Origin of the sequence: Belnapia arida, assembly GCF_016773205.1 — a bacterium.
Classification (GTDB): domain Bacteria; phylum Pseudomonadota; class Alphaproteobacteria; order Acetobacterales; family Acetobacteraceae; genus Belnapia; species Belnapia arida.
On record NZ_JAETWB010000017.1, the window covers coordinates 1 to 18,116 of the forward strand.

At 68.8% G+C, this 18,116-nt stretch carries 12 protein-coding genes; 2 read left to right on the forward strand and 10 right to left on the reverse strand.

Features of this window, described 5'->3' with window-relative positions; genetic code table 11:
• Positions 1-43: 43 nt before the first annotated feature.
• The 8 genes from JMJ56_RS22265 to JMJ56_RS22300 all read right to left on the reverse strand — a co-directional run bounded on the left by JMJ56_RS22265 (position 44) and on the right by JMJ56_RS22300 (position 13,130).
• The gene (locus JMJ56_RS22265) at positions 44-1,276 is read right to left on the reverse strand and encodes a cation:proton antiporter domain-containing protein (RefSeq protein ID WP_202833978.1); all 1,233 of its coding nucleotides are present in this window, start codon (positions 1,274-1,276) and stop codon (positions 44-46) included.
• Positions 1,277-1,373: 97 nt separating this feature from the next.
• Positions 1,374-3,866: a putative bifunctional diguanylate cyclase/phosphodiesterase gene (locus JMJ56_RS22270; RefSeq protein ID WP_202833979.1), complete on the reverse strand. Its 2,493-nt coding sequence runs from the start codon at positions 3,864-3,866 to the stop codon at positions 1,374-1,376.
• Positions 3,867-3,869: 3 nt separating this feature from the next.
• Positions 3,870-4,385, reverse strand: coding sequence for a molybdopterin-dependent oxidoreductase (locus JMJ56_RS22275; RefSeq protein ID WP_202834047.1), 516 nt, complete (start codon positions 4,383-4,385; stop codon positions 3,870-3,872).
• 179 nt (positions 4,386-4,564) lie between these two features.
• The gene (locus JMJ56_RS22280; RefSeq protein ID WP_202833980.1) at positions 4,565-4,885 is read right to left on the reverse strand and encodes a 6-pyruvoyl trahydropterin synthase family protein; all 321 of its coding nucleotides are present in this window, start codon (positions 4,883-4,885) and stop codon (positions 4,565-4,567) included.
• A gap of 228 nt (positions 4,886-5,113) precedes the next feature.
• On the reverse strand, positions 5,114-6,211 hold the full coding sequence (locus JMJ56_RS22285) for a zinc-binding metallopeptidase family protein (RefSeq protein WP_202833981.1): 1,098 nt from the start codon (positions 6,209-6,211) through the stop codon (positions 5,114-5,116).
• A gap of 172 nt (positions 6,212-6,383) precedes the next feature.
• The gene (locus tag JMJ56_RS22290) at positions 6,384-7,274 is read right to left on the reverse strand and encodes a transglutaminase family protein (protein WP_202833982.1); all 891 of its coding nucleotides are present in this window, start codon (positions 7,272-7,274) and stop codon (positions 6,384-6,386) included.
• Entirely contained in the window at positions 7,271-9,793 is a 2,523-nt protein-coding gene (locus JMJ56_RS22295; RefSeq protein ID WP_202833983.1) for a circularly permuted type 2 ATP-grasp protein, read from the reverse strand. The genes JMJ56_RS22290 and JMJ56_RS22295 overlap by 4 nt, the downstream gene beginning before the upstream one ends.
• Before the next feature lies 1 nt (position 9,794).
• On the reverse strand, positions 9,795-13,130 hold the full coding sequence (locus JMJ56_RS22300) for a transglutaminase family protein (protein ID WP_202833984.1): 3,336 nt from the start codon (positions 13,128-13,130) through the stop codon (positions 9,795-9,797).
• Positions 13,131-13,357: 227 nt separating this feature from the next.
• Between JMJ56_RS22300 and nhaA the strand changes: the two genes are divergently transcribed.
• Entirely contained in the window at positions 13,358-14,554 is a 1,197-nt protein-coding gene (nhaA, locus tag JMJ56_RS22305) for a Na+/H+ antiporter NhaA (RefSeq protein WP_236038263.1), read from the forward strand.
• 115 nt (positions 14,555-14,669) lie between these two features.
• Here nhaA and JMJ56_RS22310 read toward each other — a convergent pair whose 3' ends face one another.
• Together JMJ56_RS22310 and JMJ56_RS35585 are read right to left on the reverse strand one after the other, a co-directional pair.
• The gene (locus JMJ56_RS22310) at positions 14,670-15,635 is read right to left on the reverse strand and encodes a Bug family tripartite tricarboxylate transporter substrate binding protein (RefSeq protein ID WP_202833985.1); all 966 of its coding nucleotides are present in this window, start codon (positions 15,633-15,635) and stop codon (positions 14,670-14,672) included.
• Positions 15,636-16,507: 872 nt separating this feature from the next.
• Positions 16,508-16,777, reverse strand: a complete 270-nt coding sequence (locus JMJ56_RS35585) for a helix-turn-helix transcriptional regulator (RefSeq protein ID WP_202833986.1) — start codon at positions 16,775-16,777, stop codon at positions 16,508-16,510.
• Between the two features lie 713 nt (positions 16,778-17,490).
• Between JMJ56_RS35585 and JMJ56_RS22320 the strand changes: the two genes are divergently transcribed.
• Positions 17,491-17,961: a hypothetical protein gene (locus JMJ56_RS22320; protein WP_202833987.1), complete on the forward strand. Its 471-nt coding sequence runs from the start codon at positions 17,491-17,493 to the stop codon at positions 17,959-17,961.
• The last annotated feature ends 155 nt before the right edge of the window (positions 17,962-18,116 follow it).

Here is an 18,116-nt window from a genome sequence, read left to right on the forward strand (position 1 = left end):
GTCATCCGCCTCGACGCTGGCCGCATCGCACAGGACGGTACCGTCACCGAGGTCCTCGGCGAACCGTGAGGCGGGCGGCCGCCTGGTCCGCAAGCCAGAAGACAGCCGGGTTCAGCGCGATGGTCAGCAGCGCGACCGCCAGCACCAGGTCCCGCCCGATCGCCGGCATCACCCGTTCCGCCACGCCGAGACTGGCGAGGATGAAGCTGAACTCGCCGATCTGCGAGAGCGAGGCGGCGATCATCAGGGCCTCCGCCTCGCTCATCCCGCGCAGCCGGGCGATGATCCAGGCTGCGACGGATTTGCCCAGCATCACCACCAGCGTCGCGGCAACGACGGCGAAGGGCTGCTCCACCAGGATCCGCGGGTCGAACAGCATGCCCACCGAGACGAAGAACAGCACGGCGAAGGCATCGCGCAGCGGCAGGGTCTGCTCGGCCGCCTTCTGGCTGAGCGGAGACTGGCCGAGCACCAGGCCGGAGAGGAAGGCGCCCAGCGCGAAGGACACGCCGAAGGCGACATAGGCGATGTAGGCGACACCGAGCGCCGCGACCAGGGCGGCGAGCGAGAACAGCTCGCGCGAGCGCAGCCCGCCCACCAGCGAGAGCACCCAGGGCATCACCCGGCTGCCGACCACCAGCATCAGCGCGACGAAGACCGCGACCTTGCCGAGGGTGATGAGCAGCGAGAGCAGGATCGCCTGCGGCCCGACGCCCATGCCGGTCAGCATCCCCGCCGGCACGCGGCCGTCGATCAGCGCGGCGGCGACCGGCACCAGCACGAGGGCGACGACCATCGCCAGATCTTCGACCACCAGCCAGCCGACCGCGACCTGCCCGGCCCGGCTCCCGATGCTGCCGCGCTCCTGCAGGGCGCGCAGCAGCACCACCGTGCTGGCGACGGAGAGGCAGATGCCGAAGACCAGCCCCTGCCCGTCCGTCCAGCCCCAGAGTCGCGCCAACCCCCAGCCGAGCAGCGTGGCGACGCTCATGCCCACCAATGCCCCCGGCACCGCGACGCCTCGGGCCTCGGCCAGCTCCCTTGGGGAGAAATGCAGGCCGACGCCGAACATCAGAAGGATGATGCCGATCTCGGAGAGCTCCCCGGCAAGCGCCAGGTCGCCGACGAAGCCCGGCGTATGCGGCCCGATCAGGATGCCGGCCAGCAGGTACCCGGCAAGCGGCGGCAGGCGCAGCTTGCGCGCCAGCACCCCGAGCAGCAGGGCAGCCCCGAGTGCTGCGGCAAGCGTCGTGATCAGGGGGATATGATGCGGCATGGCTCCTATCTGCCAGCCGCGGGCGCCAGGGCCAACCGAAGCGGCCTGCGATCGTCCCAGGCGTGAAACGCCCAGGGGGTCGATCGCAGGACCAGGCTTACAGCACGGCCTGGAGGATACGGTCGGAGCGGCTCGGCTCGTCGAACCAGCGGCGCAGCTCGGTGGCCGATTCGGGCGGGCCGAAGAAATAGCCCTGCGCCTCGGTGCAGCCCGCCTCGCGCACGCGGCGGAGCTGCTCGGCTGTCTCCACACCCTCGGCCGTCGTCGCCATGCCGAGCTGGTTCGCCAGATGGGCGACGGAGGTGACGATGGCGACGCTTTCCGCCCGCGTCGCCATGTCGCGCACGAAGGACTGGTCGATCTTGATCTTGTCGAAGGGGAAGCTGAGCAGATAGCTCAGCGAGGAATAGCGCGTGCCGAAATCGTCGAGCGAGGTGCGGATGCCGGTGCTACGAAAGGCCTGGAGCACCTCGGCCACGCCACCATCCGATTGCAGCAGGGCCGATTCGGTGATCTCCAGCTCCAGCCGCCCCGGTGCGAGGCCGGACTGGCTGAGGACGTGCAGCATGCTGGTGGCGATGTCGGCGGCGCGGAACTGCAGCGGCGAAAGATTCACGGCGACCTTGAGCGGGGCCGGCCAGGTGGCAGCCTCGCGCGTCGCCTGCTCCAGCACCCAGCGGCCCACCGCTTCGATCAGCCCGGTCTCCTCCATGAGCGGGATGAAGACGCCGGGCGACACCATGCCGCGGACCGGATGGCGCCAGCGCAGCAGCGCCTCGAAGCCGGAAAGGCGGTTGGTCTGGAGGGCGAAGATCGGCTGGTACATCACCTCGAGCTGGTTGCCCGGCAGGGCCTCGCGCAGGTCGGCCTCGATCGCCAGCCGCGCTTCCAGATCGGCCGCCATGCTCGCCTCGAAGAAGCGCCAGGTGCGGCGTCCGGCGGCCTTGGCGCGGTAGAGGGCAAGGTCGGCATGCTTCAGCATCTGGTTGGCGGCGGCCGCGGCATCGCCCGTGACATGCTCGGCCAGCGCGATGCCGATGCTGGCGCCGACCTGGGCACGGTAGCCGAGCAGCTCATAGGGCGCGCAGATCACGTCCACCACGCGCTGGGCGAGGTCGGCGGCCTCCTCGGCGGAGCGGCCGGGCGCCTGGAGGATGGCGAATTCGTCGCCGCCGAGCCGCGCCACCAGGTCGCCTTCGCGGATACAGCTGCGCAGGCGCCGCGCCACGTCGCGCAGCAGCGCATCGCCGAGCGGGTGGCCGAGCGTGTCATTGACGTCCTTGAAGTGATCGAGGTCGAGGAACAGCAGGGCCAGCTCCTGCCCGCGGCTGCGCCCCCCGGCCAGCGCCGCCTCCATGCACTCGCGAAAGAGCAGCCGGTTGGGCAGGTCGGTCAGCTCGTCGTGATGCGCCATGTAGCTGATGCGCGCCTCGACGCGGCGGCGCTCGGTGATGTCCTCGTAGGTGGCGAGCCAGCCGCCATCCGCCATCGGCCGGTGGGAGACGGCGATGGCGCGGCCATCCGCCCCCTCGCGCCAGAAGGAGCCGGCCCGGTCCTCGGCCACCAGCGCGGACTGGGCCTCGCCGAGCGCGGCGAGCAGCGCCCGGTCGATGCGCCCGGCGCTACGGACCGACTGCATCAGCAGGTCGAGCCCGGTGCCCGCCGCGGCATCCGCCTCTGCCAGCCCGAACAGCTCGAGGAAGCGGCGATTGCAGACGATCAGCCGGCGGTCCGCATCGGCCATGCAGAGCGCCTGCGACATGTTGTTCAGCGCCGCGTCGAAACGGTCGTTCTGCAGGCGCAGCTCGGCATCGCGCAGGCGCAGCGCTCGGTATTGCTGCTGCACCTCGGCCATCGCCTCCTGCGTCTGCTCCTTGGCGATGGCGAGCTGGCGGCCGGTGCGCGTGAGGTCCTGGACCAGCGCCTGCACCTCGGCATGGGCGTTGCGGATCAGCCGGTTGTGCATCGCCAGCGTGCCGATCAGCCCGCCGCAGCAGAGCAGCAGGGCGACCAGGACGCCGATGAAAGTCCAGTACAGCTCGCCGAGCTGCTGGACGTCGCCGGAGACGAGGTCGTTGCCATGGGCATAGGCGGCGGAAACCAGCCGGGTGAGGCGGGGGCTGAGCTCGGCGAAGGCGTCCAGCATGCGGTCCGCGACGCCCGGCTCGGCGAGCCGGGCGACCAACGGCTGGGCGGCGGCGAGGGCGCGCTGGAGCTGCGCGACGGTCGCCATGCGCTCCGGATCCTCGCGGATGAAATGCGCCACTTCGCCGCCGCCGAGGAGCTGGGCGCGGCTGGCGACGATGTCGAGCCAGAGCTGGACGGCTTCCTCGGCCTCCTCGTCCGCCTCGGCCCGGTAGGTGGCGATGGCCGCCTGCAGCCGCGCCACCTCGATCACGCCCTGGCTCACCAGCCAGGTGACGTTGTAGCGCGCGACGGCGGTCAGCGATTGCTGGCGCTGGTTGATGAGGACCGAGACATAGGCCGCGACCAGGACCAGCACGCCGATGATGATGACGAAGCCGAAGCGCTGGAGGCGCGGCAATCCGGCGGGTGGCTGCGGCCGGTGTTGGGCCTCCGGCTGCAGCATCGGCTAGTGCACGACCAGCCGCGCCACCTGCCAGGCGGAGCGGCCGTAGTAGCGCGGCGACTTCAGCGCCGGATCGGAATCATAGGGGTAGACGATGAAGAGCGGTCCCTTGTCCCGTACCGTCAGGTAGTTGCCGTCGCGCTTCAGCGCCAGCAGCACGCCGTGCTGGGCGAAGTCGGCGATCGGGATCTCGGTCGAGTAGTCGTTGAGGGCGACGGCCTGCACCGCCTCGCCCTGAGCACCGAGACGTTGCAGCAGCTTCGTCATCGGCACGCCTTCAAAGGTCACCGGCCCGTCGTACCAGGGGGTGGCGGTGGTGAAGGAGGCGAGGCCGATCGCCTCCAGCATGGCGCGGTCGAAGCGCGCCGAGTCGCCCTCGTTGGTGGCGGAGATCTTGCCTGAGACGGTGAGGATCACGCGGCCGGTCGGGGCCGCCAGGGTCTGTGCCTCGGCTCGCGCGAGGGTCAGCGGCAGCAGCCCGCTCCTCAGCAATACCCGGCGCCGCTCGATCAGCCGCATCCTCACCCCCCACCGCCTGGACACAGGCCTGGCCACGGCCGCGACACGCGCACCGGGGACATCCCATTAACCATATAAACGAGAAGGCGAGGACTTGGCAGCGGCGTAATTGACAGGAACGCCACGAAACGATGCCAGATGGCATACTATCTGTACTCGCCCGCAGCGCTCCTGGCCCCTCAGGCCAGGGTCAGGCGGCAGCCGAGACCCTCGGGACGGATGATCTGCACCTCAGTCACGTCGAAGCCTTCCTTGCGGACCTCGCGGGCGAACCAGCGGGCCAGTTCCTCCATGGTCGGGGTCACGAGCACGTCGTTCAGGCAGCGATGGTCGACGCCGCGGCGGATGCGCATCAGCTCGTCGCGGAAGCTCTCGGCATTGAGGAAGCCATCATCGCTCTCGCGGACGGAGACGCGCACCGTATATGTATGGCCGTGCAGATCATACTGGGCGAAACGATGGGCAGCGGAGACGATGCATTCCGCCCAGATCGTCATCATCCCAACCGGCTCCCCCACGCGGCCGGGTACTCCCAGGGGCTCGGGCGTGGCGGGCCCGGAAATCGGCGCATAACCGGGGCTTAATGCCGTGTCAATTTTCGTCATTGCTCTCTCAGGTTGTAGGCCCAGCTTTCAGGGCACTTGCACCACCGGCGAATATAAACCGCTTCCGTCAGGAAATGGCATTGGTTTCGCGTTCCATAAACGTGACATTTCAACCGTAGCCATTCAAGCGGTATTTCCGCTGCGTACCAGCTTGTGGATGTAGCCGAGCTTGGCAATGGCAGGGACAGAGAGCACGAAAGGATAAAGGTCCGGTGCACCCATGCACCGATTGAGGCTGTTCGTTGCATAGGTAAGCGGCAGCCAGGCTTCGATGAGGTCCTCGATGGTGATCGGGCCGTAGGGATCGAAGTCGATCTTCGCTGCCAGCACGGCGGCCGCCGCCGCCTCGGCCTGGGGCATCTGCGGACGAAGGCGGAGGCCGAAGGCGGAGGCCATCTCCAACGTGTCGACGATATGGAGGTAATGCGCCCAGGTTTCGGCGAAATCCTCCCAGGGGTGGGCGGTGGCATAGGTGCTGACATAGGCGTCCTGCCAGTCGGCCGGTGCGCCGTTGGCGTAATGCGCCTGCAATGCCTGACCGTAATCCTGGCTGTCGTCGCCGAAAACGGCGCGGCATTCCTCCAGCCGGCCGGCATCGCGGACCAGGAGGTCCCAGTAATGATGCCCGGTCTCGTGCCGCACATGGCCGAGCAGGGTGCGGTACGGCTCGCCCATGGCGGTACGGCGGCGCTCGCGCTCGGCATCGTCCGCCTCGGAAAGGGCGAGGGTGATGATGCCCTCGTCGTGCCCCGTCATCACCTTCGGCCCGCCGCCCTCCGGCGGGTCGGCCAGCACGTCGAAGGCGAGGCCGTGATTCGGGTCGTCGGTGCGGTTGGCCAGCGGCAGGCCGAGCCGCTGCAGGGTGTAGAACAACCGGTGCATGGCGCTTTGCCAGCGCTGCCAGGCAAAGAGGTTGGCCGGGTCGGTCAGGTCCGGGACGGTGCGGTTGTGCCGGCAGGTGACGCAGAAGACCTCCGCCGAATCAGTTGGCACCAGCCAATTACAGGCCTCGTACTGAGCGTTCGAGCACAGCCGGACCTCGGTCTCGGGCTCGGCGAGCGGGCGCCAGAGCGCGGTGCCGTCCTCCGCGGGGTCGAGCGGCTCCAGGGCGGAAAGCTCGAATTCGTTTGGCAGGTAGCCGAGTGCGTGGCCCGAACGTTCGCAGCGGATGTTCTCGAAATAGAGGACCTGGGCGCAGGCCTGGCAATGGAAGAGCTTCATCGGGACCTCGTCGGTGCCATAAGGCGCGGGCGTGACGCGCCGAGCCCCGAATGGTTCCGCCCCAGGTGCCAGAGCAAACTCCAATCAGGTGGAATCAACTGGACGGAGTAATTTGCTCGTCCAAACAACAGGCTAGAGCGGGCTCCGTGAGCCCGTGCGAACGGAAACCGCTCTAGCCCGCAGCCTCGACGGCGATGGGCTCCAGGTCGACGGCGATGCCAAGGCTATGCGCGCCGCCACCGAGCACGACGCCGCTGACCGGGCTGACATCGGCATAGTCGCGCCCCCAGCCGACGACCAGATGCTCCTCCCGCACCACCGTGCCGTTGGTCGGGTCGAGATCCACCCAGCCATGCTGCGGGCCGAGCCAGCAGCCGACCCAGGCATGGGACTGGTCGGCCCCGCGCCGCCGCGGCTGGCCGGGGGGCGGCCGCGTGCGGATATAGCCGGAGACGTAGCGCGCCGGCAGGCCGAGCGCCCGGAGCGCGCCGATCATCACATGGGAGAAGTCCTGGCAGACGCCCTCGCGCCGGGCCAGCACCTCGGCCACCGGCGTCGCCAGGCTGGTGGCGCCGGGGCGGTAGGTGAAATCCCCCCGGATGCGCGCCGTCAGCTCGAGCAGCCCCTCCAGCACCGGCCGCCCGGCGGGAAAGCTCGGCGCCGCATAGGCGAGGGCGGCGGGCTCGACCGCCACCATCGGACTGTCGAAGGTGAATTCGGCGGCCTGCCACCCGGCGGGACCGCCGGCGCGGGCCAGCCTGGCCACCGCCTCCCAGGCGAGGGTCGCCGTGGCGGCTGGCGGGACGGGGAAGCCGACCTCGACCACCGCCTCCCCCACCACCTCGAAGCAGGCATGCGGCTGGTCGAGGAAGAGCCAGGTGACATGGTTGCCGAAATGGTCGAGCGCCTCACGCCGGCGGGAAGGGGCGGGTGTCGCCGTCACCTCGGCCGAGATCACCCGCTGGCCAGGCAGGGCGCGAGGCCGCAGGTGCAGCAGATGCACGGCGAGCTCCACCGTGCTGCCATAGGCATAGCGCGTGCTGTGGCGGACCCGGTAGATCACGCCGCGCCGCGCAGGCGGCCGCCCGGGGCCGTGGGGCCGAGGCTGTGCGCCGCCGGCAGCAGGGTGAAGTACTGCCGGGCGATGCGGTTGGAGAGGGCGGCGACCGCACCCTCCATCGCGCGCAGCCTGGGCGGCAGGCGCAACGCCGCCTCCGCCTGCCCCGCCGCTGCCGCGACATCCCGCACCATGGCCTGCGCCTCCTCCAGCAACTGCCCGGCGGCGAGGCCGAGAGGCGATGAGGCATCGCCGTCGAGGTCCACCAGCATGTCGCGGGCGGCGGCGAGTTGGAAGGCCAGGCCGCGCGGATTCCCCTCGTCGGCCAGCACGAGGTCGAGCACCGGCCCGGCCTGCAAGGCCGTCAGGTAGCGGCTGCGGTAGGTGATGACCGAATCGCGCAGCTCCAGGGCGAGCCGCAGCCCCGGCTCCAGCCGGGCCGGCTGGGTGGCGGCGCCGGGCTGGTCGAGTGCGCGGGCGATCTCGGCGGCGATCGCCTGGGCACGCTCCACCCGTCGTCCGAGATCGAGGAAGAGCCGGCCGCCGCCGCGCACCATGTTCTCGGCGGCGAGGCCGGCGACGGTCGCGGCGAAGGAGAGGATGGCATTGCTCGCCTCGGTCAGCCGCTCCAGGCCGAGCGCCTCCTCCCGCGCTTCCACCCCTCCAGGCAGGGGGGTGAGCTGGGCGCCGAGCTGGCGGAGGCCGCGATGCAGGGCGTGCTGCATCTCGCCGGTCAGCCGGTCGCGCAGCAGCTCCGCGAGGTGGGAGACGCGGGCGAGGAGGCCGGGCACCGGGCCGCCCTCGCGCATGGCGCGCAGCAGGGCATGGGTCAGCAGGCGGGTGCCGAGGCCATGCGCGCCGCCCTGCGCGGTTTCGGCATCGAGCAGCTCGGCACGGACCAGGCAGGCGGAAAGGCTGCGCAACTCGGCCAGTTCGCGCGGCGTCGGCGTGGCGCGGCCGAGACGGCCGGCCCCGGCGCGCAGCAGGCGGGCCGCGCTCTCCAGCCGCTCCAGGTAGCGGCCGAGCCAGAAGAAATTGTCGGCGACGCGGCTCGGCAGCTCGCCCGAGGTCCGCCGGATGGAGAGCGGCACGAAGGCGCCTCCGCGCGGGCCCTGGATGGCGGTGCCCTCCTCGGCCGGAATCCAGACATCCTTGGCGATGGCGGGGCCGGGCTGCGCCCCGTCCAGCACTCGGGCGAGGCCGCCCTGCAAGGCTCGCCAACCCCTGCCGTCGAAGACGAGGAAGAGGCGCAGCATGACGGGACGTGGCGCCAGCCCCTCCGGCCCGACGCAGGGCGCGACCGAGGGGGCCAGGACTTCCGACAGGGCATGGTCCTGCGGCGCGGCGGCGAGGCGGGCGAGCAGCGCGGCGCGGACCCCGGCACCAAGCCCGGCCGGGCGGATGGAACGGACGGTGCCGTCGACGGCGCTGCGGACCAGCCAGGAATCGAGGTTCCGCTCCGCCTCCGCCCAGGCCGCGGCCTCGCCGAGCCAGAGGGTGCGGGCGCCGGCGAGGCGCAGTTCCTCGCCGATCAGCCGCGGGGCGAGGCGGGGGAGGAAGGCGGCGAGGCCGGGCGCCTCGACGCAGCCGGTGCCGGGGTCGTTGACGATCTTCACCGCGCCGCCGCGCGCCGCGTCCAGCAGGCCAGCAATGCCGTGCGCCATGCTGGAGTCCAGCTCCAACGGGTCGATGGTGCGGCCGTCCTGCCGGCGCAGCAGCACATCGACGCGTTGCAGGCCGCGCAGCGTCTTCAGGTAGAGCACGCCGTCGCGCACGCTGAGGTCGCCGCCCTCGACCAGGGCGCAGGACAGCTCGCGGGAGAGGATCACCTGCTCCGACCAGAACGGGCTGGCATGGCCGGTGGCCAGCAAGGCGATGCCGGGATTGCCGCCGGGGGCGAGGGCACGCAGCGCATCCTGCCAGATGTCGAAGAAGGGTCCGGGCTGGCGCAGCTCCTGCGAGCGGATGAACTCCGGCATGTGGCGGGAGAGGGCGCGGCGGTTCTCCAGAACATGGCCGAGGCCCGTCGCGCTTGCCGTGCGGTCGGCGACGACGCGCCAGTCGCCCTCGGGCGCGCGGATCAGGTCGGCGGCGTAGAGATGCAGCAGCGGGCCGTGCCGGCCGCCTTCCGGCGCGCGGCAGGGGCGGAGGAAGGCCGGGTTGGCATGGATCAGCGCGGGCGGCAGCGCGCCCTCGGCCAGCAGGCGCTGCGGGCCGTAGACATCCTGCAGCACCGCCTCCAGCAGCGCCGCGCGCTGGGCCAGCCCGGCCTCCAGCGCGTCGAACTCCGCCGGCGGCAGGATCAGCGGCACCGGGTCGCAGCGCCAGGCGGCAACCGGATTGTCCTCCTGCGGCGCGAGCAGGCTCATCACCCCCTCATCGGCGAGGAAGCGCTCGATGAGCTGGGCGCGCTCGGCGAGCGCCTCCCGCCCCAGATCGGCCAGCGCTCCGAGCAGCGGGCGCCAATGCGGGCGGAAGCCGCCGGCGCCGTCCACCATCTCGTCGAGCGGGGCGCCAGCCTCCACCCTACCCCACCCGCCGCAGGTCGAGGCTGCGCGGGGCCTCCTTCGCCGGCACGGCGGCGGGCGGCGGCATCGGCCCCGGCGTGTGGCCGAAGGGTTGAAAGCGGGTGCGGCGTCGGGCCTCGGCCTCGTTGGCATTCACCGGCAGGGTGTCATAGCTGCGGCCGCCCGGATGCACGACATGGTGGGAGAGGCCGCCGAGGCTGCGGCCGGTCCAGCGGTCATAGAGGTCGAAGACCAGCGGGCCCTGGGCGCGGACGGTCGGGTGCAGGGCGGAGGGCGGGTCCCAGGCCTTGAAGCGGATGCCCGCCACATACTCGCCCTGGGTCTCGGTCGGCACCAGCGGGACCTCGTATCCGTTGCAGGCGAGGGTATAGCGTTCCGCGACCCATCCCGCCACGCGGGCCTGCAGCCGCTCCGTGCTGCTGTCCACATAGCGGGCAGTGCCGCCGGCGGCCGGCTCCTCGCCCAGCACATGCCAGGGCTCGAGGGCGTGGCGCAGCTCGATGCTGGTGCCGCGCAGCGTCACCTCGCCGATCCTCGGGAAGCGGAATTCCAGGTGCGGGGCGAACCAGGCGGCATCGAGCGGGAAGCCGAGGCCGCGCAGCTCGTCCAGCGCGTCGCGGAAATCCTGCTCGGCATAGTGCGGCAGCATGAACTCGTCATGCAGCCGCGTGCCCCAACGGACCAGTCGGCGCTCATAGGGATGCTGCCAGAAGGCGGCGACGGCGCTCCGCATCAGCAGCATCTGCGCTGCCGACATCCGTGCATGGGGCGGCATCTCGAGCGCGCGGTACTCGACGAGGCCGAGCCGGCCGGAGCTGCTCTCCGGGGCGTAGAGCTTGTCGATGCAGAACTCGGTCCGGTGCGTGTTGCCGGTCATGTCGGCCAGCAGGTTGCGGAACAGCCGGTCGACCAGCCAGGGCGCGGTTTCGCGGCCCGGCTCGATCTTCGAGAAGGCGACCTCAAGCTCGGCGATGGCGTCCTGCCGGGCCTCGTCGACGCGCGGATGCTGGCTGGTCGGGCCGATGAAGAGGCCGCTGAACAGGTAGGAGAGGCTCGGATGGTTGTGCCAGAAGCCGAGCAGGCTCTTCAGCAGGTCCGGGCGGCGGAGGAAGGGGCTGTCGGTGGGTGAGGCAGCGCCCATCACCACGTGGTTGCCACCCCCCGTGCCGACATGGCGGCCGTCGAGCATGAACTTCTCGGCGGACAGCCCGAGTTGGCGGGCCTCCTCGTAGAGCACCTCCGTCCGCTCGACATGCTCGGCCCAGGAGGCACTGGGGTGGATGTTCACCTCGATCACCCCTGGGTCCGGGGTGACGGAGAAGCTCAGGATCCGCTCGTCGCGCGGCGGCAGGTAGCCTTCCAGCACCACCTTGCGCCCGGTCTCGGCGGCGGTCGCCTCGACGGCGGCGGTGAGGTCGAGCCAATCCTCGGCGGCCATCAGCGGCGGGTAGAAGACATGGATCATGCCGCTCCGCGCCTCGACGGCCAGCGCGGTGCGGACCAGGCCCGGCTCGCCACGGCCGACCACCGGCAGGTCCTGCGGCACCGGGCGGAAGCCTTCGGCGCCGGCGCCCATGGTGCTGGGGCCGCGCGGGCGCTCGACGGCCTGCCGCGGCGCGGGCCGCGCGAAATCGCCATGCGGCGGCAGGGGCTCCTTCGGCGCCATCGGGTCGGCCTCGATCTCGCCCTCGATGCTCGCCGGGTCGGCCCAGGGCAGGCTGTCCAGCGGCAGGCGGAAGCCGATCGGGCTGTCGCCGGGGATGAGGAAGAGCGTGCCGTCGCGGAAGTGCCAGCGGCCGGACTGCCAGCGGCGCTGGCCGTCCTGCATCACCCGGCGCAGGGGCAGCACGCTGCCGACCGGGGCCGCCAGGCCTTGCCCGAAGACACGAGCGAGGCGGGCGCGCTCCAGCGGGTCGCGCAGCCTCGCATCCTCGGCGACGACGTTGGCGGGGAGGCGCTTCTCGCGCCACAGGTAGTAGTGGATGTCCTCATGCGCCGGGTTGACCAGCGAGGGGTCGACCTGGAGGCGCTCGGCGAGGATGCCGGCGAAGCGGGCGGCATCGGCCGCCGTCGCCGTGTCGCGGTCGTCATCCGAGGCGAGGAGGCCGGGGTCCCGCCAGACCGGTTCGCCGTCGCGGCGCCAATGGGCGTGCAGCGCCCAGCGCGGGAGCTGCTCGCCCGGATACTGCTTGCCCATCCCGTATTGCAGGGCGGCGCCGGGGGCCCAGAGCTCGGCCAGGCGGCGCAGCAGGCGGCCGGCATAGCGGCGCTTGGTGGGGCCGAGCGCGTCGGTGTTCCACTCCGGCGCGTCCATGTCGTCGGCGGCGATGAAGGTCGGCTCGCCGCCCATGGTCAGGCGGACATCGCCCGCCGTCAGCGCGCGCTCCACGCGCTCGCCCTGGGCCAGGATGTCCTGCCATTGGCGATCGCCATAGGGCTTCGTCACCCGCGGCGTCTCGCGCACCCGCGTCACCGACATGGCGAAGCCGAACTCGGTCTCCGCCTTCTCGGCGAGGCCGCTGATGGCCGCCGCCGAGGCCGGCTCCGGACTGGCGGCGAGGGGGATATGCCCCTCCCCCGTCATCAGGCCGGAGGTGGCGTCGAGCCCGATCCAGCCGGCGCCGGGCAGGTAGACCTCGGCCCAGGCATGCAGGTCGGTGAAGTCGGAGGTCGGCCCCTCCGGGCCGGTCACGGGCTTCTGGTCGGCGACGAGCTGGATCAGGTAGCCGGAGACGAAGCGTGCCGCATAGCCGAGGTGCCGCAATGCCTGCACCAGCAGCCAGGCGCTGTCACGGCAGGAGCCCCGCTCGTTGCCGAGCGTCTCCTCCGGCGTCCAGACGCCCGCCTCCATGCGCACGACATAGGCGGTGCGCTCCTGGATGCGGCGGTTCAGGCCGACCAGCATGTCGATGGTCGGCTGCTCGCCGCGGGGGATCGCGGCGAGGAAGGCGGCAAGGCGCGGCCCGGCCGGCTCGGTGCGGCGGAAGGGGGCAAGCTCCTGCTCCAGCACCGGGTCGTACTGGAAGGGCCAGGTCTCGGCCTCGGGCTCCAGGAAGAAGTCGAAGGGATTGATCGTCGCCATGTCGGCGACGAGGTCGACCGTCACGTCGAAATGGGTCACGCGCTCGGGGAAGACCACGCGCGCCAGGTGGTTGCCCTGCGGGTCCTGCATCCAGTTGAGGAAGTGCGGCTTCGGCTCGATGGTCAGGGCGTAGCTGACGACCGGCGTGCGGGCGTGGGGCGCCGGGCGAAGGCGGATGGTCTGCGGCCCGAGCGTGATGGCGCGCTCGTATCGGTAGCTGGTCCGGTGGTTCAGGGCGACATGCAGCGGCATGAGAAGTATCCGGGTCCTGGGTGGGACGGTTGGGGACCGCTTACAGCAAGAGAGCCATGCGCGCAGGCCCGTGCTTCCATCGCCCGAGCCATGCGCCGGCCCAGGCCATCGGCGATGCAATGGCGGTGCCACCCGGAGGCTGGCGGGAATGTCAGCCGGACCGCATTGCCTTCCGTCCTTGCTTCCGGCAGCACCGCCCGGCATCGACGACCAAAAGGAGCCTCGCCATGCCGCCGGACATGCCAGTGAGGCCCGCCTCGCGCCGCGCCCGGTCGCTGCTGCGGGATTTCCTGCACAACAGCGCCTCGGGCGGGCTGGTGCTGATGGCGGCGGCGGTGCTCGCCCTCATCCTGGCCAATTCGGCGGCGGCGCCGGCCTATTTCGGGGCGCTCGAAGCCTATCTGGGGCCGCTCAGCCTGCTGCACTGGATCAACGACGCGCTGATGGCGGTGTTCTTCCTGCTGGTCGGGCTCGAGATCAAGCGGGAGATGCTGGACGGGCAGCTGGCCGGCTGGGGCCGGCGCATCCTGCCAGGCATCGCGGCGGCGGGGGGCATGGCCGTGCCAGCGCTGATCTATGCCGGCTTCAATGCGGGCAATCCGGCGACGCTGCGCGGCTGGGCCATCCCGGCGGCGACCGACATCGCCTTCGCGCTCGGGGTGCTGGCGCTGCTCGGGCCGCGGGTGCCGGCCTCGCTGCGCATCTTCCTGACGGCGCTCGCCATCCTCGACGACCTGGGCGCGGTCGCCATCATCGCGGTCTTCTACACGGGCGAGATCGCCCTGCCCTATCTGGGCCTCGCCGGGCTGGTCTCGCTCGTGCTGGTCGGGCTGAACCGGGCCGGGGTATGCCGGCTCCTGCCCTATCTCCTGCTCGGCGCGGTGCTGTGGTGGCTGACGCTGCGCTCCGGCGTGCATGCGACGGTGGCCGGCGTGGTGCTCGCCCTCACCATCCCGCTGCGGAACCGGCCGGGCGGGGCGGACGATCTCGCCGCCTCGCCGCTGCACCGGCTGGAGCATGCGCTGCACCTGCCGGTGGCCTTCGCCATCGTCCCTGTCTTCGGCTTCGCCAATGCCGGCGTCTCCTTCGACGGGCTGACGATGGAGGCGCTGCTCGACCCGCTGACCCTCGGCGTCGCGCTCGGCCTGCTGGTGGGGAAGCTGATCGGCGTCTTCGGCGCAGCGGGGGCGGCGATCCGCCTCGGCTGGGCGGAAATGCCGGTGGGGGCGGGATGGTGGCACCTGCTGGGGACGGCGCTGCTCTGCGGCATCGGCTTCACCATGAGCCTCTTCATCGGCATGCTCGCCTTCGAAGGCGAGCCGCTGCTGCAAGCGGAGGTGAAGATCGGCATCCTCACCGGCTCGGTGCTGGCGGGGCTGCTCGGGGCGGCGGTGCTCAGGGCGGCGCCGCGGCGGGCGGACTGATCGGACCATCGGTCGGGGCCGGCCCTCGCCCGGCGTCCTTCCGCGGCTTTGCCGCGAAAGGCAGGCGGCCATCCGGGGCCGCCGCCAAGCCACGCGGCAGCTTCGCGGAGGACTCTCAGCCGGGCTCCAACCCGGCTTCCTTCGCCCGCACGGTCATCTCCTCGATCTGGGCGCGGAGGAAGGCGTGGAATTCCTGCGGGGTCGAGCCGCGCGGGACATAGCCGAGCCGGCCGACCTTCTCGATGAAGCCAGGGTCGGCCAGCGCCGCATTCATGGCCGCATTGGCCCGCGCCACGATCGGCGCCGGCGTCGCGGCGGGGAGGCCCATGCCGAACCAGGCGGAGACGCCATAGCCCGGCAGCAGGCTCGCCACCGGCGGGATCTCGGGCGCGAGGGCAAAGGCCTGCGGCGAGGTAACGGCAAGCGCCCGCACCTTCCCCTCCTTCACCTGCGGCATGCCGGCGGCGAAATCGGTGAAGGTGCTGTCGATGCGGCCGGCGATGACATCGGTCAGCGCCTCCGGCCCGCCGCGATAGGGCACCGCCGTCATCTCCGCGCCGCCCATGCGGGCGAGCATCGCCGAGGCGATGCGGGCGCTGGCATTGCCGTAGCTGAAGGTGAGCGGCCGCTGCTTCGCCAGCTCGACGAAGCCCTTGAGGTCCCGCGCCGGGCTGGCGGCCGGCACGACCAGGATATAGGCCGTGTCGGCGACATAGCCGACCGGGGCGAAATCCTTCAGCGGGTCGTAGGAGAGGCGCGGGACGAGATAGGTGTTCAGCGCCCCGTTGGTGACGCTCAGCACGCACCAGGTGAGGCCGTCAGGCGCCGAGCGCGCGACGCTCTCCGTGCCGACGACGCCGCTGCCGCCCGGACGGTTGTCGATGATGACCGGCTGGCCGAGCTCGCGCGACAGCGGCTCCGACAGGTGGCGGATCAGCGTGTCGGTCACCGTGCCGGCGGGGAAGGCGACGACGATGCGGACGGGGCGTTCGGGCCAGGGTGCCTGGGCGCGGGCCCCGGGGGGACGCAGGGCGGGCAACAGGGCAGGCGCGGCGAGAAGCGCTCGGCGAGAGATGGGCAAGGCGTATCCTCCGGTCGTTCTTGCCGCTGACTGAACAATGCGGGCCGGGGGCTGGCAAGCGCGGCGCGGTCGGCTCGGCATGGCGTCCCGGCTTCGCAGCGGGCTGCATTCCGTGCTATCCGAGCTCGGGCGGGGGCGTGGTGGAATGGTAGCCGCGGTTTGTGGGGTAAAATTCTACCTCTTTTCCACCGCGCTATCCGAGAATCATGTAATTTCAGGCGGTTCGGCTAGATGCCTTGTGCTGGTAAGTTTACCAGTTTGAACAGTCGCGTCCCGCCGCCCACACTTTCCACAGGAACCCCCCGTTATCCACAGGAAGGGGGCCGCTACGCTCGCTGCTTAAAAGCAGCTTCGCGGCCCCCTTCCTGTGGATAACGGGTCCCCCCTATGGAAAGCATGGACGGCTTCGATCTCTGTTTTTGCAAAACAGGAAAGTACTAGGTGCCTTTCGCAAGAGGTGGAGGCCTTTCATTGTAGAAAGGCTGGTACACCATCCGACAGGTGGCATTCGTCCTGAGCAGGTGAGTTCTGGAGTCACCATTGAGAGGTGTCTCCCCGAGATGAGCGTCTCGGAAGCGACCTGTTTCAGGTGAAACCAGAGCTACGGAGTCGAATACCATAAGAGGTCAAGCAGCCTCAATCGCCTAAGAAATAACGGGCAGTTTTTGAAGGCCTCAGCGACTGACACTTGCCACCAGAATGCCGCCGAAGTTCATTTAGTTGAAATCGTGGGGCCTGTTCGAGACCCAGATATAAAGTAACGCTTGTGGAATGTTACTCATGTTCTATCTAGCGCGGCTCAACAACGACATATTTGCGCCCTTAAGGCTACAAATCCGACCGGCAATATCGACGTTCGACCAAGCTTGGGATTAAGTTCCACTTCGCCAAACTGCCTCAGTTTGACTATCTTTCATCACAAGTACGCCGCCAGCTACACGCTCGGTTTCTGGTGCTAGCATAACTCCTCGCGCTTTGAGAGCATCAACTAGCGCCAACATCGTTGACAACTTGGGATCCGAACGGCCTTGTTCAATTGCTTGCAGAACACTGACAGCTACTCCTGCAGCATTGGCTAGCTGGGACTGATTCAGTCCGGCCAATACACGAGCGGCGACTAGCAGCCGAGGGGAACGAAACATGTGGGCCGCATCCGAGCATGATGATGCGGAGCGTTGTCAACAATAGACACAAACATGCCAGCCCTAACTATTTCCTGTAGTAGCAATGACCGGTTGGCCGGTTCTGAAAACCGGCAAACCGGTTGACTGACCCGTGAACAGTCGTATTCTGAGCATCGGTGTGTGCCAGGAGAAAGCCTGCTGGTTGGACCGAGTCTAGCGTATGGCTCTCCGTATCAGCTTAAACGCATCACAAAGCGATGCGTCTTTCAAATAGCAGCACTGGAAGCGAATGCGATTTCCAATCGGAGCAACCTTCATTGAAAAAGCAAGGCTCTTCCGCTTTCGGAGTGAAAGTTCCAGCGTTGGGCGAACAGATTCTTTGGACAGGGAATATTAGAGCGGAAGTACCTCAGTACATTTTTGACCAAGTTCATGCCGCAGCATTTCATTGGAAATGTACTCAAATTTCCGTTTTGCTTCGGGTCTTGTCAGAATATCGAGACGCCCACGGACAGCGAGTGTTTTACATTAGACCGGAGGATATCATGGCAGACAGAAGGAAAATGCAGAAGTCCACCGTCAAAAAATCGTCCGACTCGAAAAGCCAAACCCTTGCACCGAAGAAGAATTTGCAAAAATAGAGGATTTAGCAGTGTTAGGCTTCAGAGTTAACCCACGTTTCTTCCAAAAGGCCGTTGTAAACTCCAGAGTTTAATGCAGGATGGGCAAAGATGTCTCTGGCCGATAAGATGGCCTTAGCAGAGATGGACCCATGGTGCACCGTGCCCCTCCAAAGCGGCACAGAGGTACTTTTTGGCTACGCTTCGGTCCATCCTGGGACGGGTGGGCTGTCTTGGATGTCTTCGTCGGAAATTATGGAACTCGACATACCTATAGGTCGAGCTCGAACCAGGAGCGGGCGCATCTACAAGCTAGGGCGACAGTTTGCGCTCGAAAATCTCTATTATGAAGGAGAAGAAGCAGTAATAGCTTTCGAGCTGCTGTTGGGCGACGACGTCATTGACCAAGCAAACACCGCTACGCAGGTTCTGGATAGACTTGCTGATAGCCACTGGGTCGCAGCTTGCAAGGTTGCTCGACATATTGGCATCGAGCCACCCAAACGCATTCTACACGATGTAGATAGTTTTTTAAGCCAGCACCGCGAAGCCTACCTACGCATCCGAGCGTCTAGAAGATAACTTAATTGGCAGATTGGCATATCTTAACCCGATAGCCAGAGAGCAAAGCGATGTCACAACATCAACCAGCACGTCAGCCTGATAAGAGATGTCACGGCTTTAATGGCGAGGCACTCTGGCGAGATAATGAATTGCTTTATTGGCACGATGGTCGG